Below are 23,310 nucleotides of genomic sequence, written 5' to 3' on the forward strand. Positions count from 1 at the left end.
CCGTCCGTTCTTCTGGACGGCACGTACGTGTGGCCGAATGCTAACCCGGTCTTGGCCACGGGGTTTCTCACTCCTGGGTCAAGACCGGGTCGTGAAGGGTCAGCAGGGTGTCAAAGGACCCGCTCAGCCGTGGGTCTTGGCCAGCAGCTCCAGGACCTCGGCCGTGCTGCCGGATTCACCCAGCCGCGGGAAGATCCGCTCCACGCTGCCGCGGTGCGCCTCGGGGTCGGCGTCTGCCATGGCGTCGGTGGCCAGGGTCACGTGGTAGCCGTGCGCGTAGGCGTCACGGGCGGTGGACTCCACGCCGATGCTGGTGGCGACGCCGGTCAGGACGATCTGGGTGACGCCCCGGCGGCGCAGCTGGTCGTCCAGGGCGGTGCCGTGGAAGGCGCTCCAGTTGTGCTTGGTGACCCGGATGTCGCCGTCGTGGCCCGAGAGCTCGTCGACGACGACGTCCCAGCCCTCCGGGAAGGCGAGACCGCGCGGCTGGCGCTCGGTGCGGCCGGGGACTGCGTCGGCGCCGTCGGCGGCGAAGGACACCCGGACCAGGACCACGGGCAGGTTCCGGGCGCGGAAGGCGTCGGCGAGCTCGACGCTGCGGGCCACCACCTCGGCACCGGAGTACGGCTGGGTGGGCATGGCCACGATGCCCTGCTGCAGGTCGATGACGACAAGGGCGGTACGTGGGTCGAGCGTGGTCAAAGACATGGGGTGGATCAGGCCTTTCGGGGGGCTTGGGGGAGTCGGGGGGTGAGCCGGGCCAGCGAACGGTCCGGCAGGGTGATCGCCAGCAGCAGTACGGAGCCGGCGAGCATGAACAGGGCCAGGCCGTGCAGCCCGCCCGTGTCGGCGCGGTGCGGGTAGAACGCCGCGGTGGCCGCGGAGGCACCCAGCGCGCCGAGGTACATGAAGGTGCGCAGCAGCCCGGCGGCCGAGCCGATCCGCTCCGGGTCGGCCTGCCGGTACAGCGCGGTCTGCGCGGCGAGTCCGAGCAGGCCCTGCGGTACACCGAGCAGCGCGCCGACCGCGAGCAGCAGCCAGACCGGACTGCCTGCCGAGACCAGCAGCAGGGCCGCGCAGCCGGCGATCTGGAGCACGGAGCCGGTCACCAGCTTGGAGCGGACCGCCTCCCGGCGGCCGGTGAGCGTGGCGGTGACGAGTGCGGCCGCCGACAGCGGGAGCAGCGCGAGCCCGGCCGTGGAGGCGCCGAGGCCGCGGCCCTGCTCCAGCCACTGCGTGTAGCCGTACAGGAAGGCGTACGAGGTCGTGTACGCGAGCAACTGGCGCACGTAGGTGACGACGAGCGGGACGTTGCCGCCGAGGACCCGCAGGTCGACGAACGGAGCGGGGACCCGCAGCTCCCGGGCCGCGAAGGCCGCGGCGGCGGCCACGGTCAGCGCCGGCAGGTACCACAGGCCGGGCCGCGGGCTCATCAGGAACAGCATCAGTGAGACCAGCAGGACGGCGAACAGCGCCATGCCGGGCAGGTCCATGCCCTGGCGCCGCCCCGGGGTGCCGGTCCTCGGCAGCCACTTCACGCCGAGGACCAGACAGGCCGCGGAGAGCGGCACGTTGACGGTGAACACCAGGTGCCAGCCGCCGGCGCCGATCAGCACCCCGCCCAGCGTCGGACCGATCACGGCCACGGTCTGGGCGGACACGGCGAGCGCGGTCAGCACCCCGGCCGGGCTGTCCTGGCCGGTGCGCTCGGCCTCGCTCCGGGTCAGCCGCATGGCCGCCGGGTACGCCGCCGACGTACCGAAGCCGAGCAGTACGCGCGCCGCGATCAGCACCCCCAGCGAGGGGGCCAGCGCCCCCATCAGACCGGCGACGCCCACCAGGCCGGTACCGGCGAGGTAGAGCCGGCGCGGCCCGTACATGTCCACGAGCCGGCCGATCACCGGCTGGCCCACGGCGGTGGCCAGGTACAGCGCGGTGACCAGCCACACCGTCTCAGCGGGCGGGGCCCCGAAGGCGATGCCGATCGGCACCAGGGCCACGGCGATCATCGAGGAGTTGATCGGGTTCAGTACGGAACCCAGGACCATCGGCGCGATCAGCCGCCGGTCGAAGCCGTCGGGGGCGGGGCGGGTGTCCTGCGGGGTGCGTCCGGTGAGCTTGGATATCACGGGCGCGAGAGCCGTTCCAGCAGTTCGAACGCGGTGAGCATGGTCTGGCGTTCCTGCTCGGTGTAGCGCTCCTCGAAGGCGCGGGCCAGCCACTCGTCGCGCACCTGCCGGTTGCCCTCGACACGGGCCTGTCCGGCCTCGGTGAGGGTGACCAGCTGGCGGCGGCCGTCGGTGGGGTCGGGGCTGCGCCGGATCAGCCCCTGCTGGTCCAGGGCGGCCAGCGTGGTCGCCATCGACTGCGGCCGCACCCCCTCGGCGGAGGCCAGCGCGCTGGCCGTGGCGGCGCCGTGCTTGGCGACCAGGGTGAGCGCCGACTCCTGGGACGGGGTGAGGTCCGCGTCCTGCGCGACCTCCCGGATACGGCGGCGCAGTCTGCTGAACGCCACGCGCAGGTCGCGCGCCGTACGGGTCGCGGAGTCGGAGATCTGAACCATGCGGCCACCCTAGGACCGTCAGCAGAAACTGTCCAGCTGCAACTGTTAAGTCCCGGCTGAAGATCCGGGGCGGTCGTTACGCTGGTCCTGTGCGCCTGCTCCTCACCACTGACACGCATCTCCCCGTGCGCGCCAGGCGGCTCCCGGACCGGCTCCTCGCCGAACTCCCGCGCGCGGACGTCGTGTTCCATGCCGGCGACTGGGTCGACGAGGCCACCCTCGACCTGTTCGAGAGCCGCAGCCGCCGTCTCGTCGCTGTGTACGGCAACAACGACGGTCCCGGACTGCGCGCCAGGCTCCCCGAGGTGGCCTACGCCGACCTGGGCGGCCTGCGTTTCGGTGTGATCCATGAGACCGGTGCCGCCCGGGGCCGCGAGGCCCGCTGCGCCGCCCGCTTCCCGGACCTGGACGTCCTGGTCTTCGGCCACAGCCACATCCCCTGGGACACCACGGCCCCGGCCGGCCCGCGCCTCCTCAACCCCGGCTCGCCCACCGACCGCCGCCGTCAGCCGCACTGCACCTACCTCACCGCGACCGTCGCCGACGGCGCGCTCACGGAGGTGACACTGCACCGGCTGCCGCCGCGCCGGCCGGCGCCGTGACAGGAGCGCGGACCGTCTCCCGGGATGCGTCAGGGGGCGATTCCGACCCCGTCGATCCTGCTCCACCGGGTCTCCTGGGCCGCCGTCATGGCCGGCCAGCGCAGTCCGCCCGGCCGTGGGCGGACCCGCGAGGCGTAGGAGCCGGGGTGGAAGTCCGGGTCGTAGAAGCAGCCGGTGGCGTAGGTCCGGTCGAACGCGGCGCACGAGCCGGCGATCGCCCGGGGCGTCGGCTTCCTGCCGGTGCGTACCCAACCGTCCAGCGCCGCGACCGAGTTGGCGTACTCCGCGTCGCTCAGCGCGCTGTGCTCGGACTCGTGGGTGAACGTCTGCACGAGGTACCGGTCGCGGTGCGCGCCGCGCAGGGCGGCCCGGTAGGCCGCCTCGTGCTCCACGAACGCCGTCGGATCGTCGATCGCGTGCATCGTGAGCACCGGGATCGACACCCTGCCGGTGAGATCGCTGTCGTACGACAGGTCGCGCACCGCCGTCGGATCGGCGGCGAACCGCTCCACCCCGGCGTTGAGGGCCGTGTCGTCGTGCGACCCCGAGTACCGGACACCCAGGTTCGAGAACGGGTTCCGGCCGCCCAGCCGGTCGTGCACGATGTCCCGGAAGGTGAAGACCGCGAACCGCAGATGCGACTCCAGGGTCCGCTCGGGAACGCCGGTCACGGCGAGGATGTCGTCCAGGTTGCGCTGCTGGAGGGCGGTGCGTTCCTGCGGGGCCGAGGCATAGCCGGTGCACTCCTGGAGCCGGGCGCGCAGTCCGGCCGTGGTCAGCGTCGAGTCCGCGCGCAGCCCCTGCCACAGCGGGTAGGGGGGTTCGGCCGGCCGGGGCATGTTGCGGCAGTAGTACTGGTAGACGACACGGAGGTCGACGCGGTAGTCGTACCCCCGGGACCCGCCGCCGAGGACCCCGCTGGTGAGCAGCGCCCCGTCGTACGGTCCGCCCCGCCTCCCGTACACCTCGACGACCTTGGCGGCGACGTCCCCGCCCCAGGACTGGCCGTGCACATAGGTCCGCCGTGGCCCGCCGAAGTTCTCGACGAACAGCCGGCGCACGTTCTCGGTGTCCTCGGCGGCCATGCGGGTGCCGTAGCCGCCCCTGCGGTAGGACGAACCCGCCCAGGCATAGCCCTCCTTCACCATCACCGACCAGCGGGCCAGATCGTCGACGCTGCGTGCCGGGTCCGAGCCGGTACCGAGGTCGGGGCCGCCGTGGGCGTGCACGACCAGGGAGCCGTTCCAGTGTGCGGGGACGGCGATGGCGTAGTAGGCGCCGTGGATGTCCTGGCCGGTGTAACAGGTGGCCCTGCCGTCGAGTTCCGCCGGGCACGCGACGGCGGCCGGCGGCGCCGCCTGCGCCTGTGCGGGCGGGGCGCCGGCGACGGCGGCGGTGAGGGCGGCCGCCAGTGAGGCGAGCAGTCCGGTGCGGCGGCGGCTCGTCCGGCGGTTCCGTGCGGGGGTTCTCGACTTGTCCAAGGCGCGGCTCCCTGTCCTCGTCGGCGCTGTTTCGCGCCGTCCGCGGCGATGCTAGGGAGCGGGCCGGGACCGGAACCATGGCGCGGGCGTTGTGTTCATAGTGTTCGGCGGAGGGAACACGTCGTCGCGCGCCCCGGCCGGGGTCCGGCGCGGCGGCCCGTTCGGGGAGTGCGTGCCGGGCGGCCCCGACCGGGACGGGGACGGTGAACTCGTGGTGCGGTTCGGCTCACCCCTCCTGACTGTCAGTGCGCGGCGGCCGCGTGGATGGCCCCGCTGGTCGTCGTCAGCGGCGCACCGCTGCCGCCCCAGCGCAGGGCGACGACCTCGGCGGCGACGGACACCGCGACCTCCTCGGGCGTACGGGCACCGAGGTCGAGGCCGAGCGGGGAGCGCAGCCGGGACAGTTCGGCCAGGGCGAGCCCGGCCTCGGACAGCCGGGCGCGCCGCTCCTCGTGGGTCCTGCGGCTGCCCATCGCCCCGATGTAGGCGGCCGGCCGGCGCAACGCCTCCTCCAGCAGCGGCACGTCGAACTTCGGGTCGTGGGTGAGGACACAGATCACCGTGCGGTCGTCGGTCGCGGTGGAGCGCAGATAGCGGTGTGGCCAGTCCACGACCACCTCGACGGCGGCGGGGAACCGCTTGGGCGTGGCGAAGACCGGGCGCGCGTCGCACACGGTCACCCGGTAGCCGAGGAAGTCACCGATGCGGGCCACCGCCGCCGCGTAGTCGATCGCGCCGAAGACCAGCATGCGCGGGGGCGGCGCGAACGACTGGAGGAACACGGTCACCGCGTCCTCCCGGCGTTCCCCGTGCGGGCCGTAGTGCCTCAGGAGCGAGGCGCCGAGGGCGAGTTCGCCGCGTGCGTCGGCGGTGACGGCGACGTCCAGGCCGCTCGTGCCGAGCGTGCCGGCCGCCCGGTCCGGCCAGACGGCGAGGGTGGCACCGCGTGGTGCGGGGCCGTTCACCACGGTCGCCGCGGTCACCGGCTCGCCCGTGGCGACCGACGCGGCGACCGCGCCGAACGCCGGGTCGGAGCCTGCGGTCACCGGCCGGACCAGCAGGGTGATCTCGCCGCCGCAGGTCAGGCCCACCGCGAACGCGTCCTCGTCGCTGTAACCGAAGGTCTGCAGCCGCGGCTCGCCGCTCGCCGCCACCTCCTGCGCCAGTTCGTAGACGGCGCCCTCCACACAGCCCCCGGAGACGCTGCCCACGGCCTCGCCGTCCGGGCCCACGGCCATCGCCGCCCCGGGCCCGCGCGGCGCGCTGCGGCTGACCGCGACCACCGTGGCCAGCCCGAACGTGACCCCGGCCGCGTGCCAGTCGGCCAGCACCGGCAGGATCTCACGCACCTTGCGCCCCCTTTCCCGAGGCCGCGTCCGCCCGCGCCGCCCGCCGCTTCAGGAGAGGCCAAAGGTGAGGTGCGCATGCGTCGAACGGACGTGGTGCTGATCACTCTATGGCCGGGTCCGGGGCGCGGCGAGCGCTGCGGGCGGCTTGCGGCGACCGTTAATCCGTTGCCGTGGGGTGCGGTGCCCTGCTGCACTTCTTCCTGACCTTGATGACCCGACGGCCCACCGAGAGGACCACCGATGCGCGCTGCGTGCATGTCCACCCAGGAAGGAATCCCACCCATGCCGAAGGACATCACGCTCCGTGCATCTGCTCAACCTCGGAATTCTCGCGCACGTCGACGCAGGTAAGACCAGTCTGACCGAACGGCTGCTGCACGCGGCCGGGGTCATCGACGAGATCGGCAGCGTCGACGCCGGCAGCACCCGGACCGACACCCTCGCCCTGGAGCGGCAGCGCGGGATCACCATCAAGTCCGCGGTCGTGTCGTTCCCCCTCGACGGGGTGACCGTCAACCTCATCGACACCCCGGGCCACCCGGACTTCATCGCCGAGGTGGAACGCGTGCTCGGGGTGCTGGACGGCGCGGTCCTGGTCGTCTCGGCCGTGGAAGGCGTCCAGGCGCAGACCCGTGTGCTCATGCGGACCCTGCGGCGGCTGAGCATCCCCACGCTGGTCTTCGTCAACAAGATCGACCGGCGCGGTGCCCGGCACGAGGCGGTACTCGCCCAGCTCGCCCGCAGGCTCGCCGTACCGCTCGTCCCGATGGGGCGGCCGGCCGCGCTCGGCACCCGCGCCGCGTGCTTCGAGCCGGGCCTGGACCCGGGCGCGGTGGACGTGCTCGCCGACCACGACGACGCGCTGCTGGCCGCCTGCCTGGACGGCGAGGTCCCCGACGCCCGACTGCGCGCCGCACTCGCCGACCAGACCCGGCGGACCCTGGTCCACCCGGTCTACTTCGGCTCCGCCGTCACGGGCGCCGGGATCCCCGACCTGATCACCGGCGTCGAACGGCTGCTCCCCGCCGCCGACGGCGACCCGGCAGGACCGCTGTCGGCCACGGTCTTCAAGGTCGAACGGGGTCCGGCGGGGGAGAAGATCGCCTGTGCGCGCATCTTCGCCGGCTCCCTCAGGGTCCGCGACCGGATCCCCTTCGGTGGTGGTGCAGCCACCTCGGGCGGGCGGGCGGAGGGGCGGGTCACCGCGCTGAGCGTCGCCGAGGCAGGTGCGGAGCTGCGGCAGGACCGTGCCGAGGCCGGGCGGATCGTCAAGGTGTGGGGGCTCGGCGGCGTCCGCGTCGGCGATGCGCTCGGCGTTCCCGGCCGGGGACACGGGCACCACTTCGCGCCCCCGGCCCTGGAGACCGTCGTCGTCCCCGGACCGGCCACCGACCGGCGCACCCTGCACGTCGCGCTCACCCAGCTGGCCGAGCAGGACCCGCTGATCGACGTCCGGCACGACGAGGCACGGCAGGAGACCTCCGTCTCCCTCTACGGCGAGGTGCAGAAGGAGGTCGTCCAGGCGACCCTCGCCGACGAGTACGGCCTCCACGTCACCTTCCGGGAGACCACCCCCATCTGCGTCGAACGTCTCACCGGCAGCGGAGCCGCCGTCGAGTTCAACAAGAAGGACGGCAACCCCTTCCTGGCGACGGTGGGTCTGCGGGTGGAGCCGGCCCCGCCGGGCGCCGGCACCGGCTTCCGGCTGGAGGTGGAGCTGGGCTCGATGCCGTACGCCTTCTTCAAGGCCGTCGAGGACACCGTGCGCGAGACCCTCGGCCAGGGGCTGCACGGCTGGCGGATCCCCGACTGCACGGTGACCATGACCCACTGCGGCTACTCGCCCCGGCAGAGCCATGCCCACCAGGGGTTCGACAAGAGCATGTCGAGCACGGGACACGACTTCCGCGGACTCACCCCGCTCGTGCTGACCGAGGCGCTGCGCCGGGCCGGAACCCAGGTGCACGAGCCGATGCACCGGTTCCTGCTCGAGGCTCCGGCGGACACGCTGGGAGCGCTGCTTCCGGTGCTCACCCGCCTCGGCGGGCTGCCCCGGCGGACCAGGACGCAGGGAGCGCTCTGCCTGCTGGAGGGTGCGGTGCCCGCCGGCCGGGTGCACCGGCTGGAGCAGCTGCTGCCGGGACTGACCCGGGGCGAGGGCGAAATGGAGAGCGTGTTCGACCACTACGCGCCCGTCGCGCACGGCACCGTCCCCGAACGCCCACGGACCGATCACAATCCGCTCAGTCGGAAGCAGTACCTGTTGAACGTGACGGGCCGAGCGAGCGGTTGAGCCCCAAGCGTCTGACAGGTATTCAACTTACCCGTGAGTCAGAAGTATTGACGGTGTCCGGGGATCACCGGACTGTAGTGGACATGACTACTATCCGGGCACGTTTGATCGTTGTCCTGGTTGTCCTCTGCGGATTCCTCGCGGTGGCGGGCGCTCCGTCCGCCACCGCGGCCACCCCGTCCGACTCCCTCTGGTTCGACGGCACCTCGCTCACCGTGCAGAACGGCCGTTTCGTCGACGGCCAGGGCCGCGAGGTGGTGCTGCGCGGCTACAACGTCTCGGGGGAGACCAAGCTGGCGGAGAACGACGGGCTGCCGTTCGCCTCCGCCGCCGACGCCAAGAAGTCCGCCACCGCGCTGCGCGCCCTGGGCGGCGGCAACGCCGTGCGCTTCCTGCTCTCCTGGGCTTACGCGGAACCCGTCAAGGGCCAGGTGGACACCGCGTACCTGGCCGCCGCGACCGCGCAGATGCAGGCGTTCCTCGACTCCGGCGTCCGCGTCTACCCCGACTTCCACCAGGACCTGTACTCCCGCCACCTGTTCAACCCCGGCAGCTGGTACACGGGCGACGGCGCCCCCGCCTGGGCGGTCGCGCTGGGGAACTACCCGGCCGAGTTCTGCGGCATCTGCCTGTTCTGGGGCCAGAACATCACCCAGAACGCGGCCGTACAGAAGGGCCAGTACGACTTCTGGCACAACAACTACGGCCTCCAGGATGCCTTCCTGGCCACCGCCCAGACCACCATGGCCTACCTGGCACAGCATCTGACGTCCGACGAGTTCGCCGGTGTCGTCGGCTTCGACCCCTACAACGAGCCGTACGCCGGCTCCTACGACTCCGGCCAGACCTCCCGCACCTGGGAGCAGAACCTGCTGTGGCCCTTCTACCAGAGGTTCCGGGCCCGGATGGACGCGGCCGGCTGGAGCGCCAGGCCCGCCCTGGTCGAGCCGAACCTCTTCTGGAACGCCAACATCAGCACCCAGAAGCAGGAGGGCGGCCTGCTGGACGCCGGCACCCTCGGCCCGCGGTATGTCCTCAACACCCACTTCTACGACCAGAAGGCCATCTCCGGCATCCTGATGTGGGGCAACGCCTCCGACGGCCAGTACAGCACCGACCTGGGCACCGTCCGCGACCGCGCCTCCGCCGCCGGAACCACGGCGGTCGTCAGCGAGTTCGGGCATCCGCTGTCCGGTACCACCGCGGGCAAGGCGCCGACCGTCGACAAGGCCATGTACCAGGCCCTCGACTCCCGCCTGCCCGGGTCCACCTGGTGGTCCACCCCGGCGTCCTCCGGGCCGGTGCTCTCCGGCAGCCAGTGGCAGTGGGACATCTACAGCGGCCGTCACCACGAGCTGATGAACGACAATCCGGGGAAGGTGCTCGTGACCGGCGACGCCTGGAACGACGAGGACCTCTCGGCCGCCGCCATGAACGACTCCGGCGCGGTGACCCTCCGTCAGGACGCCAGGCTGCTGGACCGGATCTACCCGGGCGCCACCTCCGGCTCCACCCTCGCCTTCACCTACGAGGACCGCTCACGTGACGGTTCGACGACCCTGACCTGGAACCCGGTGCCCAGTTCGCTGCCGAACGTGGCCGCGCTGGTGGGATCCGGCCAGTACGCCGTCCAGGTCTGGCGTTCCGGCAGCGCCACCGCACCCACCGAACTCCACCTCCCGGCATCCTTCCCGAGCGCGTCCACCACGGTCGTCTCGGACCTGGGCACCGTCTACGCACCCCCGTCGTACACGTCCTCGACCCCGGTCGGCGTGGCCGTCGAACCTGGTGGCACGGGCAGCCGCCGACTGCTGCTCAGCGACTCGGACTCCGGCGTGGCTCACTTCGCGCTGGTGACCAACGGGGCGGCCTCGCCCGGCTCCGCCCTGCTGAACGCCGCCAGGTCGGAACTGGCCGCCTGGGTGGCGGCGAAGTTCTGAGGCGTGTCCTCGTCCGCCGGGCGCCGTACGGGCCCGGCGGACGAGGACACAACGGCGTTGAGACCCAAGCCGACTTACCGGAAAGTAAGGTGGGGTGACGTGCTGATCAAGAGGCGGCGGCGACAGAATTGGTCATCAGGCGGATGACGGAGGGGGCAATCGTGCCGGGCAGGCTCAAGGCGCCGACGGGACGCTACGGCGGCCGGTCCGCCGAGGAACGCAAGGCCGAACGCCGCCGGCGCTTCCTCGACGCGGCGCTCCAGCTCTTCGGCGACGCGCCGGGATACCGCGCCACGACCGTCGCCGCGCTCAGCCAGGCGGCCGGCCTGTCCACCCGGCAGTTCTACGAGGAGTTCCACACCCTGGAGGACGTGCTCGCCGCGCTGCACCTGGAGGTCAACGGGTGGGCCGAGGAAGCGGTGCGGGACGCGTTCGCCGAGGCGAAGCCGCTGTCGCTGGTGGAGCGGGTGACGGTGCTCTTCCGCGCGTACGCCCGTGACGTCACCTCGGACCCGCGCCGTATCCGGGTCGCCTTCGTGGAGATCATCGGCGTCAGTCCGCGCCTCGAGGACCAGCGTCTCGCGCGGCGGGCGCGCTGGGTGGAGCTGATATGCGGTGAGGCGGACGCGGCGGTGGCGCGCGGTGACGCGGCGCCGCGGGACTACCGGCTGGCGGCGACGGCCTTCATCGGCAGCGTGAACGGGTTGCTGCACGACTGGAGCGCCGGCTGGGTGGACGCGACGCTCGATGACGTCGTGGAGGAACTGGTGCGGCTGCTGGTGGGGATGCTGCGACCGGAGGACTGGACGTCCGGGGGCGCCCGGTAGGGAGTGAACTGCCCCTGAGATATGGCGAGTTCACGCCTGTCCACCCGTTGACCCCACCCTCCGCCCGCTCTGCGGCGCCTCCGCGCTCAGACCGACAGTGAGATCACGGTCGCCGCCGTCCAGAGGGCGCAGGCGAGCAGGGAGCAGGCCAGGAGCCGGCGGCGCAGGATCCGGTACCTCTGCTCGTACTCACGCCTCAACTCGACGCTGCGTTCGGCCGTGCGGCGCCATGACGCACGGCTCAGCGCCAGGTACTCGACTGCGACCTGAGACTCCAGGTCCTCCCGTTGCGTGTCCGTGAGCCAACCCAGCCGATCCGTCAGGCGGGCAGCCGCCGCGCGGCCCTCCTCGCGCGTCGCCGCCAGCAGCAGGTGTCCCTCGATCTGGGCGACCAGCGCCCGCTCCTCCTTCCGAGCCGTCATCGCGCGCTCAACTCCCGCTCCCTGAGGGGCACGTCGGGATGGTGCAGATCGAACGCCGGGGATTCGCTCCGTATCTGGGGGAGGGACACGAAGTTGTGTCGCGGGGGCGGGCAGGACGTAGCCCACTCCAGGGAACGCCCGTACCCCCACGGATCGTCCACCTCGACCTTCTCGCCGTACTTCGCCGTCTTCCACACGTTGTAGAAGAACGGCAGCAGTGATGATCCCAGCAGGAACGAGAAGATCGTCGAGACCGTGTTGAGCGTGGTGAGGCCCTCCACCGCCAGGTAGTCGGGGATCCGGCGCTGCATGCCCTCCGCGCCCAGCCAGTGCTGGACCAGGAAGGTGCCGTGGAAGCCGGTGAACAGCGTCCAGAAGGTGATCTTGCCGAGCCGCTCGTCGAGCATCTTGCCCGTCATCTTCGGCCACCAGAAGTGGAAGCCCGCGAACATCGCGAAGACGACCGTGCCGAAGACCACGTAGTGGAAGTGGGCCACCACGAAGTACGTGTCGGAGACGTGGAAGTCGATCGGGGGCGAGGCGAGCATCACGCCGGTCAGCCCGCCGAAGGTGAAGGTGATCAGGAAGCCGGTGGCCCAGAGCATCGGTGTCTCGAAGGACAACGAGCCCCTCCACATCGTGCCGATCCAGTTGAAGAACTTCACCCCGGTCGGGACCGCGATGAGGAAGGTCATGAAGGAGAAGAACGGCAGCAGCACACCGCCGGTGACGTACATGTGGTGCGCCCACACCGTCACGGACAGACCGGCGATCGCGATGGTCGCCGCGATCAGACCCATGTAGCCGAACATCGGCTTGCGGGAGAAGACCGGGATGACCTCGGAGATGATGCCGAAGAACGGCAGGGCGATGATGTACACCTCCGGATGGCCGAAGAACCAGAAGAGGTGCTGCCAGAGCAAGGCTCCGCCGTTCGCCGCGTCGAAGACGTGTGCCCCGAACTTCCGGTCCGCCTCCAGCGCGAACAGCGCGGCGGCGAGGACGGGGAAGGCGAGCAGGACCAGGACCGCGGTCAGCAGCACGTTCCACACGAAGATCGGCATGCGGAACATGGTCATGCCGGGGGCGCGCATGCAGATGATCGTGGTGATGAAGTTGACCGCGCCGAGGATGGTGCCGAAGCCGGAGAAGGCCAGACCCATGATCCACATGTCGGCGCCGATGCCCGGGGTGCGGACCGCGTCCGACAGCGGGGCGTAGGCGAACCAGCCGAAGTCGGCGGCGCCCTGCGGGGTGAGGAAGCCGCCCACCGCGATGGTGGAGCCGAACAGGTACAGCCAGTAGGCGAACATGTTCAGCCGCGGGAAGGCGACGTCCGGAGCACCGATCTGCAGCGGCATGATCCAGTTCGCGAAGCCCGCGAACAACGGGGTCGCGAACATCAGCAGCATGATCGTTCCGTGCATCGTGAACGCCTGGTTGAACTGCTCGTTCGACATGATCTGCAGGCCCGGCCGGGCCAGCTCCGCGCGCATGAACAGGGCCATCACGCCACCGACGCAGAAGAACGAGAACGCTGTGACCAGGTACAGCGTGCCGATCGTCTTGTGATCCGTGGTCGTGAGCCACTTGAGGTTCCTCATACCCCGCCTGTGTCCGGGCGGAGCGCACCGGTCACACTCGAGGGATGCGACGAGCGTCACGGAAAGAGGTGTGACGATCGGAAAGGTGCCGGACAAGAACCGAACATGAGCAACGACGAGATCTTCGCCGCTGCCTATCGCGAGCACTACTGGGCGGTCAGCCGCTATGTCGCACGGCGACTGGACGGGCGGACCGGCGAGGTGGAGGAAGTGGTGGCGGAGGTGTTCACGGTGGCCTGGCGGCGCCGCGCAGACCTCCCGGCGACCCCGCTGCCCTGGCTGTACGGCGTGGCACGCAACTGCCTCGCCAACGCGGTACGCGGCTACGGGCGCAGGCGCCGGCTGCTGGACCGGCTGGGCAACGACGAGACCGCCCACGGACGCCACACCGTGGCCGGCCCGGACAGCGAACGGCCCGGCTCCTGGGTGCACGAGGCGCTGGGCCGGCTCTCCCCGGCCGACCAGGAGGTGCTGCGGCTGACCGCGTGGGAGGAACTCGGCGTGGACGAGGTCGCGGTCGCCCTGGGCTGCGGCAGCAGGGCGGCCGCGATGCGGCTGCACCGGGCCCGTCGCCGGCTCAGAGCCGAGATCGACCGACTGCGACCCCCTGCCGTCGAGGCTCTTACCGAGGAACACCGCCATGGCTGACGAACTCGACCTGCTGCGCGCCGCCGACCCGGTACCCGCCGCGGGTCCCCACTTCGGCGACGGTCCCCTGGACCACACCGCCGAACGGCACCTCGCCCGGTTGCTGCACGAGACCCCGCGTCCCCGGCGCCGGACCAGGCCCCGACTGGCGTGGTCGCTCGCCGCGGCCCTCGTCGCCGTCGTCACCGTGGTGACCGTGCTGGTGGGCGGTCCGGCCGGCGCGCCCGCGGTCGCCGCGCCCCGGCCGCTGGCCGTCCGCGTCCACTCGGTGCCGGTACCGCTCGCCGAGGTCGCGAAACTGGCCGCCGTGGCGGCCCAGGACGGTTCCCCGGCCCTGCGCCAGGGCACTCACGTGCAGTCCTGGAGCCTCGGCATGAGCGACGGCAGGCCGCCGGTCACCCTGCCCGAGGAGCGGGTGGAGCGATGGGCGGCGGACGGCAGTCACACCGAAGTGGTCGTGGCGACCGACCCGTCCCACCCCGGCCGCCCGGTCCTCACCGACGACGGCGAGCGGTCACGGCTGGTCGAGGACGGCCACGTGCTCAGCCGGCGCACCTTCCCCCCGATGTGGGGCGACGGGCCGCCGCTCGGCACACCCCCGCACGACCCGGCGGAGCTGCGCGCCTACCTCATCGAGCTGGTCTACGGCCACACCCGCACCCTCACGACCTCCGAGCTCCTGGACGCCACCCGCGAGCTGCTCGACAACTGGACGCTCGGCGCCCGGGAGTCGGCCGCCCTCGCCGAACTCCTCGCCGACGCCCAGGGCCTGCGCCCGGCCGGCCAGGTCACCGACCGGCTCGGCCGCACCGGGCAGGCGTACGTCCACGACGAGGCCTCGGGCGCCCGGCGGATGCTGATCCTGGATCCGGCCACCGGTGCCGTACTCGGCCTGGAGACCACGTTCACCCGGGACGATCCCGAGTACGGCGTACGGGCCGGTGACGTCATGGAATACAGCGCCTGGATGCGCTGATCACCCGCCGAGCTGCCGGGCGGCGGCGGTGACGGTCTGCTCCAGCAGTACGGCGATGGTCATCGGGCCGACGCCGCCCGGTACCGGCGTGATCAGCGAGGCCCGCTCGACGGCGGTGTCGAAGTCGACGTCACCCACGTTGCCCGCGTTGTAGCCGGCGTCGAGCACCACCGCGCCCGGCTTGATGTCCTGGCCCCGGATCAGCCCGGGGCGGCCGACGGCGGCGACCACGATGTCCGCCTCCCGCACCGCCGCCGACAGGTCCCGGGTGCGGGAGTGACAGTAGGTGACGGTGGCGTCGCGGGCGAGCAGCAGCATGCCGGCCGGCTTGCCCAGGATCGCGCTGCGGCCGACGACCACCGCCCGCTTCCCGGCCGGGTCGACGTCGTACGCGTCGAGCAGGCGCAGGATGCCGCCGGGCGTGCAGGAGACGAAGCCCGGCAGGCCGAAGCTCATCGTCGCGAACGACGCGAAGGTCACGCCGTCCACGTCCTTCTCCGGCGCGATCGCCTCGAACGCGGCCCGCTCGTCGATGTGTTCGCCGACCGGGTGCTGGAGCAGGATGCCGTGCACCGCCGGATCGGCCGACAACTCCCGCAGGGTGGCGACGAGTTCCGCGGTGGTCGTGGTGGCGGGCAGCGCCACGTGCCGGGAGGCGATACCGGCCTTGCGGCTGCGGTTCTGCTTCATCCGGACGTAGGTGACGGAGGCCGGGTCCTCGCCGACCAGCACGGTCGCCAGGCACGGCGTGGTGCCGGTGCGCGCGGTGAACTCGGCGGCCCGCTGCGCGGTCTGCCCGACGATCCGGCGGGCGACGGCGGTTCCGTCCATGAGAGAGGCATGGGTCATGCGGCACACTCCTGAGCTGGTCAGACCTTGATCGCCCAGGCGCACGGCTCGACAGTGCGGGCCGCTCCACGGTGGTGCTCCACCTCAGCGCCAGTCACGGCCCGCGCCCAGAGTAGCCGAGGCGCTCAGCGTTTCCCACGGCGGTGCGCCGCCCGCAGGAGCGTGCGCAGCAGGACGACGGACCCGCCCGGCCGGGCTCGGCGGCTGTGCCCCAGTCCGGCCCGCGCCGAGAAGGTCCAGGTCAGCCGGGCGCTGACCTGGACCCTCGCGGCCCTGGCGGCTACTCGTCCCATGCCTGGATCGTGATCTGTTCGGCGATCTTGCCATCACGCAGCGTGACCATCGATTCGGCGAGCACCCGGACGCCGTCCGCGTACTCGCAGGACTCGCTGTAGGCGGCCCGGTCACCCTGCACGATGCACTGGTCCAGGCTGTGGGTCATGTCCCGGCCGTAGACGTCGTCCAGCAGGGCGGCTATGTCCCGGCGGCCGTGCAGGACCCTGGGGTGGCTGGGCTGGTCGGTGCGGTCGACGATGCGGATCTCCGCGTCGTCCGTGTAGAGCGCCAGCAGGGTGTTCCCCGTGTTTCCCTCTATCGCCCGGCGCAGCGTGTCGGTGTCGAACGTGGGGCCTGTCGCGGTGCCCATGGTGACCTCCTGCGGGAGCCCGCGGCCCGATGCGGAGCAGGCCGCGACGGCCCCTGCTTCGAGCCTCCTCCGCCCTGCCGGGCTCGGCAAGCGCAGGCCGGGCACTGCGCCTGACGGGTGAGGGGGACCGGCTGCCCGTGACCGGCCGGGCGCCCAGCCCGTTGCTGGAGACATGATCTCCACACGACGTATCGTCGCCGCCGTCGGCCTCGCCGTCGGGGTCACCGGCCTCGCCGCCCCGCTGGCGAACGCGGCCGACGCGAGCGCGCCGCACTCCGGGAACCCCACCGTGCTCGGCGTGCTCGACTCGGTCTCCCGCATCGGCATCCCGGCCGAGCACCAGGACGAGATCCCCAGGATCTCGGAGCAGGTGCAGGGACTGAACGGGCTCCAGAAGCTGGGCGAACTGCACCAGCTCACCGACATGGCCGCGCCGGCCACGGGACTGGTGCCGGCCATCGAGTCCTGACCCCGCACCGCACCCCGAGGGCCGTTCCGCACCGGGGGCGGCCCTTCGTCGTACGCGGTGACCGGTGGCCGGCCACCGTGGCCTCAGTCCGCGGCGGACAGGAACTGCGTCGCCGCCAGTTCCGCGTACAGCGGGTCCGCCGCCACCAGCTCCCGGTGCGTGCCCACCGCGCGGACCCGGCCCGCGTCCATCACGACGATCCGGTCGGCCGTCGTCACCGTCGACAGGCGGTGCGCGACCACCAGCACGGTGGTCGACCGTGCCACGTCGGCGACGGTGTCCCGCAGGGCCGCCTCGTTCACCGCGTCCAGCTGCGAGGTCGCCTCGTCCAGCAGCAGCAGCCGGGGCCGGCGCAGCAACGCCCGGGCGATCGCGATCCGTTGCCGCTCGCCGCCGGACAGCTTGGTCCCGCGGTGCCCGACCAGTGTCCCGAGGCCCTGCGGCAGCCGCGCCACCAGGTGGTCCAGCCGGGTCGTCTTCAGGACCCGTGCCACCGTGTCCTCGTCGGCCAGCGGATTGCCGAGGAGCAGATTGTCCCGCAACGACCCGGACAGGACGGGCGCGTCCTGCTCGACGTATCCGATGGCCGAGCGCAGCAGGGGGAGTTCCCAGTCGGCGAGCGGGCGGCCGTCGAGGGTGATCGTGCCGGACTCCGGGTCGTAGAAGCGCTCGATCAGCGAGAAGACGGTGGTCTTCCCCGCTCCGGACGGACCGACGAACGCCGTCATGCCCCGGGCGGGTACCTCGAAGCTCACGCCGTGGTGCACGTAGGGCAGGTCGTCGGCGTAGCGGAACCGTACGGCGGTGAAGGTGACGGCCGCCGGCTCGGCGCCGGGGGCCGGCAACTCGGCGGGCGCGGACGGCGGTTCGGCGGGCAGTCGCAGCGCCTCCTGGATCCGGGCGAGCGCGCCGGCGCCGGTCTGGTACTGCGTGACGGCGCCGACGACCTGCTGGATCGGTGACATCAGGTAGAAGACGTAGAGCAGGAACGCCACCAGCGTGCCGATGCCGATGGCACCGGTCGCCACCCGTGCCCCGCCCACCGCCAGCACCGTGATGAACGCCAGTTGCATCGCGAGCCCCGCGGTGTTGCCCGCCACGGCCGCCCACTTGGCGGCCCGCACGCTCTGCCGCCAGGACTCCTCGGCGGCCTCGTGCAGCACCCGTTCCTCGCGGTGCTCGGCGCCCGACGCCTTCACGGTGCGCAGCGCGCCCAGCACCCGCTCCAGTGAGGCTCCCATCACCCCGACCGCGTCCTGCGCCCGCCGGCCGGCCCGGTTGATACGCGGCACGATCATGCCGAGGACCGTGCCCGCCCCGGCGATCACCGCGAGCGTGACACCCAGCAGTACCGGGTCGACCACCCCCATCATCACCACCGTGGCGACCAGGGTGAGCCCGCCGGTGCCGAGCGCGACGAGTGAGTCCGTGGTGACCTCGCGCAGCAGGGTGGTGTCCGAGGTGATCCGCGCCATCAGATCCCCGGGTTCGGTGCGGTCCACGGCGGTGATCCGCAGCCGCAGCAGGTACGACGACAAGGTGCGCCGTGCCCCCAGCACGACCGACTCGGCGGTACGCCGCAGCACGTACGAACCCAGGGCGCCCACCACGGTGTTGGTGACGACCAGGCCCGCCATCGCGAGCAACCTCCCGGAGACGGAGCGGTCGTGGGACAGGTCCTCGATCAGTCCCCGCGCCACCAGCGGCAGCAGCAGCCCGGTCGCCCCCGTCAGCAGCGAGAGCACCGCACCGGCCGACAGGGCCCAGCGGTGCGGCCGTGCATAGGAGAGGAGCAGCCGGAACGGGGACGGACCCGTCCGGTCTCCGGTCCGTCCCGGCGAAACAGCGTCTGCGGTGGTCACGGTGCTCCTCGTCCGGGCGGTGGGCGGCGCCCCCAGGCTACGTCGGGCACATCGGCCACCGTGGGGCACAGGGCCCCACCGGTCGGCTGACCGGCGGGAAAGATCCGTGATGATCGACGTGCTCCGTGCCGTTACCGAGCGGTCACGCGTAGGGTCGGAATACAGGCACGTCAGCAGAGCGACGAAAGGGTCAGGTCCATGGCGCAGGAAGTACGCGGCGTGATCGCACCGGGCAAGGACGAGCCGGTGCGGGTCGAGACGATCGTGGTGCCGGACCCCGGGCCGGGCGAAGCCGTCGTACAGGTACAGGCCTGCGGGGTCTGTCACACCGACCTGCACTACAAACAGGGCGGGATCAACGACGAGTTCCCGTTCCTGCTCGGCCACGAGGCCGCCGGTGTCGTGGAGTCGGTCGGCGAGGGTGTCACGGACGTGGCGCCCGGAGACTTCGTGATCCTCAACTGGCGTGCGGTGTGCGGCCAGTGCCGGGCCTGTCTGCGCGGCCGTCCCTGGTACTGCTTCAACACCCACAACGCGAAGCAGAAGATGACCCTCGCCTCGACCGGGCAGGAGCTGTCCCCGGCGCTCGGCATCGGAGCCTTCGCCGAGAAGACGCTGGTCGCCGCCGGACAGTGCACCAAGGTCGACCCGGCCGTCTCCCCTGCGGTGGCCGGCCTGCTCGGCTGCGGGGTGATGGCCGGCATCGGTGCCGCGATCAACACGGGCAGCGTCGGCCGCGGCGACTCGGTCGCCGTGATCGGCTGCGGCGGGGTCGGTGACGCCGCGATCGCCGGGTCGAAGCTGGCGGGCGCCGCGAAGATCATCGCCGTCGACATCGACGACCGGAAGCTCGAGACCGCGCGCACCCTGGGCGCCACGCACACGGTCAACTCGCGGACCAACGATCCCGTCGAGGCGATCCGCGAGCTGACCGGCGGCTTCGGCGCCGACGTCGTCATCGAGGCGGTCGGCCGCCCCGAGACCTACCGGCAGGCCTTCTACGCCCGCGACCTCGCCGGGACGGTCGTCCTGGTCGGCGTACCGACCCCCGAGATGAAGCTCGAACTGCCGCTCCTGGACGTCTTCGGCCGCGGCGGCGCACTCAAGTCCAGCTGGTACGGCGACTGCCTGCCCAGCCGGGACTTCCCCATGCTGATCGACCTGCACCTGCAGGGCCGGCTGCCGCTGGACGCCTTCGTCACGGAGACCATCCGGCTCGACGAGGTGGAGAAGGCGTTCGACCGGATGCACCAGGGCGACGTGCTGCGTTCGGTGGTGGTGCTCTGATGACCACCCGGATCGAACGCGTCGTCACCGCCGGGCAGTTCACCCTCGACGGCGGCTCCTGGGACGTCGAGAACAACGTCTGGATCATCGGCGACGAACGCGAGGTGATCGTCATCGACGCGGCCCACGACGCCGAGGCCATCGCCGAAGCCGTCGAGGACCGGGTCCTGAAGGCGATCGTGTGCACCCACGCGCACAACGACCACATCTCTGCCGCGCCCGCCCTCGCGGACCTGACCGGCGCCAAGATCTGGCTGCACCCCGACGACCTGCCGCTGTGGAAGCTCACCCACCCCGACCGCGACCCCGACAACCACCTCTCCGACGGGCTGGTCATCGAGGCGGCCGGCGCCGATCTGACCGTGCTGCACACGCCCGGCCACGCCCCCGGGGCCGTCTGCCTGTACGAGCCGGGCCTCGCCACCGTCTTCACCGGTGACACCCTCTTCCACGGCGGCCCGGGCGCGACCGGGCGGTCCTACTCCCACTTCCCGACGATCATTGACTCCATCCGGGACAAACTGCTCACCCTCCCGCCGGAGACGAAGGTCCTGCCCGGACACGGCGATTCGACCACCATCGGCGCCGAGGCTCCCCACCTGGCCGAGTGGATCGCCCGCGGCCACTGACGCGAGGAAAGCGGCGGAGGCCGTCAGGCCTCCGCCAGCGGCAGGCGTCCCGGGTGACCGGGCGGCAGCGCCAGGTCCTCGCGGACGGCCGCGTAGACGTCGTCCCGGCCGTCGCGCTGCCGCTCCAGCAGGATCCGCCACGCCTCGGGATCCCGCCGCTCCTCCCGCAGGAACCGTTCCATCGCCATCACCGCGAGCACCCACTCCTGTCCCTTGGCGACCACCGCCGGGCTGCCCAGCATGATGAGCTTCTCGCCGTGCGGATCACGGGCCAACTGGGCTTCGGCAAGCAGGGGTTCGGCCTCCTGCGGGGAGAGCGGGCGGGGATGGGGGTCGTTGCCCAGATGGGCGGCCACCCGGTAGTCGACGGAGACGGTCCTCTTCAACGCCTGCGCCCACTCCGACTACACGGTCAGCCGGCGCTCGTCCCAGCGCGCCTCCTGCTCGCGCCGGAACCGCACCCGATCACCCCGCACCACCGCGAGATACGAACCGAGGGCGCCGATATCACGACGCCCAGCAGAGCCGGGAGTTGCTGCAAGAACGCGGACATGCCCGCACGCTGTCTGTCCTGTTGATCCTTCGGCCCGTACGGTCGTGCCATGACCGGACTCAATCGCTTTGCGGGACACGGGGTTCTCGTCACGGGCGCGGCCCGCGGCATCGGCGCGGCCGTGGCCCGGCGGCTGGCCGAGGAGGGCGCACGGGTGCTGGCGGCCGACCGGGACCTGGCCGAGGCGGAGCTGACGGCCGCCGCGTTGCGCGAACAGGGTCTGGCGGTCGAGGCGTTCGGCTGCGACGTGGCCGACCGGGACTCCGTGAGGGACGCCGTCGAGCGCGCGGCCGCCGCCTTCGGCGGACTCGACGTGCTGGTGAACTGCGCCGCGCACTGCACCCCGGACGTGCCGCTCTTCGAGGACCAGCCGGAAGACGGCTGGGATCTCGACCTCGACATCACCCTCACCGGCGTGTACCGCTGCTGCCGGGCCGCCCTGCCGCACCTGGCCGCCTCGGGTCGCGGCGCCGTCGTCAGCATCGGCTCCGTCAACGCCGGGGCCGACTTCGGCAATCACGCCTACAGCGCCGCCAAGGCCGGCCTCGGCTCGCTGACCCGCACCCTCGCCGGGCACGCGGCCGCGCGCGGGGTCCGGGTGAACCTGGTGGAGCCGGGTACGGTCCGCACCTCGGCGTGGGCGGACCGGGAGGACGAACTCGACGCCCTCACGCCGCTCTACCCTCTCGGCCGGGTCGGCGAGCCGGCGGACGTCGCCGCCGCCGTCGCCTTCCTCGCCTCCCGTGACGCCGCCTGGATCACCGGCACCACGCTCCGCGTCGACGGCGGTCTCACCGCCGTCCACGGCGGTTTCCACGCGGCGCTGCGGCCGCACCGGGAGATCCGGCACGCCTCACAGAGCGGCTGACGCCGCCGTGACCGCCGCCAGTACCCGCCGGGTGTCGTCCTCGGTGGTCCGCCAGTTGCTGAACGCCGCCCGCAGTGCCGGCACCCCGCCGTACACCGTGGAAGTGAGGAACGTCTCCCCGGACGAGGCCAGCGCCCGGGCCAGGGCGTCCACCCGCTCCTGCGTGGGGTCCTCGGCGAGGGTGAAACAGACCACGTTGAGCCGGACCGGGGCGAGCAGGCGCAGGGCCGGGAGTGCGTCGACGCCCTCCCCGAGGCGGCGGGCCTCGGTGACGTTGCGCTCGACGATCTCGCGGTATCCGGCACGGCCGTACGCCGTCAGGGAGAACCAGGCAGGCAGCGCCCGCAGCCGGCGGGAGGTCTCCGGGGTCAGGTGCAGGAAGTCCGGATCGCCGGTGGGCGGCCCCAGATAGGGGGACTCGTTCTGGAAGACGGCCACCTGGAGGTCGCGGCGGCGGGTGAACTGCACGGCCGCGTCGTAGGGGACGTTGAGCCACTTGTGCAGGTCCACGCAGACCGAGTCGGCCGCGTCCAGACCGGCGACGAGCGGGGCGTGGGCGGGGGAGAGGGCGGCGAAGGCGCCGAACGCGGCGTCGACGTGCAGCCAGAAGTCGTACCGCTCCCTGAGCGCGGCGATCGCCCGCAGGTCGTCGAAGTCGACGGTGTTCACCGTGCCGGCGTTGGCGACGACGATCGCCGGCCGTCCGTCCAGCGCGTCCAGCGCCGCGTCCAGCGCGCTCACGTCCACCGCCTCCCGGTTGCCGGGCAGCAGGGGGACCGGCCGCAGCCGGTCCCGCCCGATGCCGAGCACCGACAGCGCCTTGCCGACACTGGAGTGCGGGCTGCCGGAGAGCACGTCGACCGGGCCGAGAGCGGCCGAACCCGTCCGGGAGACGTCCACCCCGAGCCGCTCGCCGAGCCACTGCCGGGCGACCGCCAGACCGACCGTGTTGGACATCGTGGCGCCGGTCACGAACGCCCCGCCGTGCGCCTCGCCGAGCCCGAAGAGTTCGGCCAGCCAGGCCACCGTCTCGCGCTCCAGGGCGGTACCCCAGGAGCCGAGGGCCCCGGCCGCGTTCTGGTCGTACGCCGAGGTCAGCCAGTCGCCGGTCAGGGAGGCAGGCGTCACACCGCCGGTGACGAAACCGAGGTAGCGTGGGCCGGCCGAGGCGGAGAGACCCGGCGCCCACCGCTCGGTGAACCGGGCCAGCGCGCCCTCTCCGCCCTCCCCCTGTTCGGGCAGTGCCGCCCGCGCGGGTACCGGGGCGGGCGCGGCCACCGGCCGCTCGTCCAGCCCGGCCAGCGCGCGGACGGCGACGTCACGGGCCGACCGCAGAAGTCCGGGGAACCGGGCGAGATCGTCGGCAAGCATGCGGTGCATGGACGGCAGCCTAGGCCGCCCGCGCGGACGACGCCGAAGTTAACCGTTTCGTCACAGCCTGG

22 protein-coding genes, 1 pseudogene and 1 riboswitch are annotated in these 23,310 nt (G+C 72.2%); of the genes and pseudogenes, 10 read left to right on the forward strand and 13 right to left on the reverse strand.

Going from position 1 to position 23,310, the window contains the following annotated elements; genetic code table 11:
* Window positions 1–123: 123 nt before the first annotated feature.
* The 3 genes from ACFXI4_RS09100 to ACFXI4_RS09110 are packed head-to-tail and all read right to left on the reverse strand — an operon-like array spanning window position 124 to window position 2,563.
* On the reverse strand, window positions 124–708 hold the full coding sequence (locus ACFXI4_RS09100; RefSeq protein ID WP_384989053.1) for an isochorismatase family protein: 585 nt from the start codon (window positions 706–708) through the stop codon (window positions 124–126).
* A gap of 8 nt (window positions 709–716) precedes the next feature.
* The gene (locus ACFXI4_RS09105) at window positions 717–2,129 is read right to left on the reverse strand and encodes an MFS transporter (RefSeq protein ID WP_384989054.1); all 1,413 of its coding nucleotides are present in this window, start codon (window positions 2,127–2,129) and stop codon (window positions 717–719) included.
* Entirely contained in the window at window positions 2,126–2,563 is a 438-nt protein-coding gene (locus ACFXI4_RS09110; protein ID WP_362731847.1) for a MarR family transcriptional regulator, read from the reverse strand. Before ACFXI4_RS09110 ends, ACFXI4_RS09105 begins: the two co-directional genes overlap by 4 nt.
* 89 nt (window positions 2,564–2,652) lie before the next feature.
* Between ACFXI4_RS09110 and ACFXI4_RS09115 the strand changes: the two genes are divergently transcribed.
* Window positions 2,653–3,165 carry a metallophosphoesterase family protein gene (locus tag ACFXI4_RS09115; protein ID WP_384989055.1) on the forward strand — a complete coding sequence of 171 codons (513 nt, stop codon included), beginning with the start codon at window positions 2,653–2,655 and terminating at the stop codon, window positions 3,163–3,165.
* Between the two features lie 29 nt (window positions 3,166–3,194).
* Here the strand turns inward: ACFXI4_RS09115 and ACFXI4_RS09120 are convergent, their stop codons facing one another.
* Together ACFXI4_RS09120 and ACFXI4_RS09125 are read right to left on the reverse strand one after the other, a co-directional pair.
* On the reverse strand, window positions 3,195–4,646 hold the full coding sequence (locus ACFXI4_RS09120) for a hypothetical protein (protein WP_384989056.1): 1,452 nt from the start codon (window positions 4,644–4,646) through the stop codon (window positions 3,195–3,197).
* A gap of 242 nt (window positions 4,647–4,888) precedes the next feature.
* Complete coding sequence (locus tag ACFXI4_RS09125) at window positions 4,889–5,995, reverse strand: XdhC family protein (RefSeq protein WP_384989057.1); 1,107 nt, start codon at window positions 5,993–5,995, stop codon at window positions 4,889–4,891.
* 304 nt (window positions 5,996–6,299) lie between these two features.
* Here ACFXI4_RS09125 and ACFXI4_RS09130 point away from each other — a divergent pair, with 304 nt between their 5' ends.
* The 3 genes from ACFXI4_RS09130 to ACFXI4_RS09140 all read left to right on the forward strand — a co-directional run bounded on the left by ACFXI4_RS09130 (window position 6,300) and on the right by ACFXI4_RS09140 (window position 11,055).
* Window positions 6,300–8,288, forward strand: coding sequence for a GTP-binding protein (locus ACFXI4_RS09130; RefSeq protein ID WP_384989058.1), 1,989 nt, complete (start codon window positions 6,300–6,302; stop codon window positions 8,286–8,288).
* Between the two features lie 83 nt (window positions 8,289–8,371).
* Complete coding sequence (locus ACFXI4_RS09135; protein ID WP_384989059.1) at window positions 8,372–10,228, forward strand: endoglycosylceramidase; 1,857 nt, start codon at window positions 8,372–8,374, stop codon at window positions 10,226–10,228.
* A gap of 161 nt (window positions 10,229–10,389) precedes the next feature.
* Entirely contained in the window at window positions 10,390–11,055 is a 666-nt protein-coding gene (locus tag ACFXI4_RS09140) for a TetR/AcrR family transcriptional regulator (protein WP_384989236.1), read from the forward strand.
* A gap of 86 nt (window positions 11,056–11,141) precedes the next feature.
* Here the strand turns inward: ACFXI4_RS09140 and ACFXI4_RS09145 are convergent, their stop codons facing one another.
* Both ACFXI4_RS09145 and ctaD read right to left on the reverse strand, forming a co-directional pair.
* Entirely contained in the window at window positions 11,142–11,477 is a 336-nt protein-coding gene (locus ACFXI4_RS09145) for a hypothetical protein (protein WP_384989060.1), read from the reverse strand.
* On the reverse strand, window positions 11,474–13,081 hold the full coding sequence (gene ctaD / locus ACFXI4_RS09150; RefSeq protein ID WP_384989061.1) for a cytochrome c oxidase subunit I: 1,608 nt from the start codon (window positions 13,079–13,081) through the stop codon (window positions 11,474–11,476). The genes ACFXI4_RS09145 and ctaD overlap by 4 nt, the downstream gene beginning before the upstream one ends.
* Before the next feature lie 105 nt (window positions 13,082–13,186).
* On the opposite strand from ctaD, the gene ACFXI4_RS09155 reads away from it, so the two are divergent.
* Together ACFXI4_RS09155 and ACFXI4_RS09160 are read left to right on the forward strand one after the other, a co-directional pair.
* Window positions 13,187–13,729: an RNA polymerase sigma factor gene (locus ACFXI4_RS09155; RefSeq protein WP_384989062.1), complete on the forward strand. Its 543-nt coding sequence runs from the start codon at window positions 13,187–13,189 to the stop codon at window positions 13,727–13,729.
* Window positions 13,722–14,705, forward strand: coding sequence for a CU044_5270 family protein (locus ACFXI4_RS09160; RefSeq protein WP_384989063.1), 984 nt, complete (start codon window positions 13,722–13,724; stop codon window positions 14,703–14,705). Before ACFXI4_RS09155 ends, ACFXI4_RS09160 begins: the two co-directional genes overlap by 8 nt.
* Here the strand turns inward: ACFXI4_RS09160 and ACFXI4_RS09165 are convergent, their stop codons facing one another.
* The 3 genes from ACFXI4_RS09165 to ACFXI4_RS09175 all read right to left on the reverse strand — a co-directional run bounded on the left by ACFXI4_RS09165 (window position 14,706) and on the right by ACFXI4_RS09175 (window position 16,200).
* Window positions 14,706–15,554, reverse strand: a complete 849-nt coding sequence (locus ACFXI4_RS09165; RefSeq protein WP_384989064.1) for a bifunctional 5,10-methylenetetrahydrofolate dehydrogenase/5,10-methenyltetrahydrofolate cyclohydrolase — start codon at window positions 15,552–15,554, stop codon at window positions 14,706–14,708.
* Between the two features lie 26 nt (window positions 15,555–15,580).
* A riboswitch (ZMP/ZTP riboswitch) is annotated at window positions 15,581–15,662 on the reverse strand.
* A gap of 17 nt (window positions 15,663–15,679) precedes the next feature.
* Window positions 15,680–15,847 carry a hypothetical protein gene (locus tag ACFXI4_RS09170; protein WP_384989065.1) on the reverse strand — a complete coding sequence of 56 codons (168 nt, stop codon included), beginning with the start codon at window positions 15,845–15,847 and terminating at the stop codon, window positions 15,680–15,682.
* Window positions 15,835–16,200 carry a nuclear transport factor 2 family protein gene (locus tag ACFXI4_RS09175; protein WP_384989066.1) on the reverse strand — a complete coding sequence of 122 codons (366 nt, stop codon included), beginning with the start codon at window positions 16,198–16,200 and terminating at the stop codon, window positions 15,835–15,837. Before ACFXI4_RS09175 ends, ACFXI4_RS09170 begins: the two co-directional genes overlap by 13 nt.
* Window positions 16,201–16,372: 172 nt before the next feature.
* Here ACFXI4_RS09175 and ACFXI4_RS09180 point away from each other — a divergent pair, with 172 nt between their 5' ends.
* Window positions 16,373–16,669: a hypothetical protein gene (locus tag ACFXI4_RS09180; protein WP_362726701.1), complete on the forward strand. Its 297-nt coding sequence runs from the start codon at window positions 16,373–16,375 to the stop codon at window positions 16,667–16,669.
* A gap of 83 nt (window positions 16,670–16,752) precedes the next feature.
* On the opposite strand, the gene ACFXI4_RS09185 is transcribed toward ACFXI4_RS09180, so the two are convergent.
* Complete coding sequence (locus ACFXI4_RS09185) at window positions 16,753–18,531, reverse strand: ABC transporter ATP-binding protein (protein WP_384989067.1); 1,779 nt, start codon at window positions 18,529–18,531, stop codon at window positions 16,753–16,755.
* A gap of 198 nt (window positions 18,532–18,729) precedes the next feature.
* Here ACFXI4_RS09185 and ACFXI4_RS09190 point away from each other — a divergent pair, with 198 nt between their 5' ends.
* Window positions 18,730–19,818, forward strand: coding sequence for an S-(hydroxymethyl)mycothiol dehydrogenase (locus tag ACFXI4_RS09190; protein ID WP_362726695.1), 1,089 nt, complete (start codon window positions 18,730–18,732; stop codon window positions 19,816–19,818).
* Window positions 19,818–20,447, forward strand: a complete 630-nt coding sequence (locus ACFXI4_RS09195) for an MBL fold metallo-hydrolase (RefSeq protein WP_362726693.1) — start codon at window positions 19,818–19,820, stop codon at window positions 20,445–20,447. The genes ACFXI4_RS09190 and ACFXI4_RS09195 overlap by 1 nt, the downstream gene beginning before the upstream one ends.
* Before the next feature lie 23 nt (window positions 20,448–20,470).
* On the opposite strand, the pseudogene ACFXI4_RS09200 reads toward ACFXI4_RS09195, so the two are convergent.
* A pseudogene (locus tag ACFXI4_RS09200) lies at window positions 20,471–21,000 on the reverse strand (hypothetical protein).
* Window positions 21,001–21,049: 49 nt separating this feature from the next.
* Between ACFXI4_RS09200 and ACFXI4_RS09205 the strand changes: the two are divergent.
* Window positions 21,050–21,868, forward strand: a complete 819-nt coding sequence (locus tag ACFXI4_RS09205; RefSeq protein ID WP_384989068.1) for an SDR family NAD(P)-dependent oxidoreductase — start codon at window positions 21,050–21,052, stop codon at window positions 21,866–21,868.
* On the opposite strand, the gene ACFXI4_RS09210 is transcribed toward ACFXI4_RS09205, so the two are convergent.
* Entirely contained in the window at window positions 21,854–23,248 is a 1,395-nt protein-coding gene (locus ACFXI4_RS09210) for a pyridoxal phosphate-dependent decarboxylase family protein (protein WP_384989069.1), read from the reverse strand. The two genes, ACFXI4_RS09205 and ACFXI4_RS09210, sit on opposite strands and share 15 nt — an antisense overlap.
* Window positions 23,249–23,310: the final 62 nt, after the last annotated feature.

Origin of the sequence: Streptomyces sp. NPDC059224 (assembly GCF_042754285.1) — a bacterium.
GTDB lineage: Bacteria > Actinomycetota > Actinomycetes > Streptomycetales > Streptomycetaceae > Streptomyces.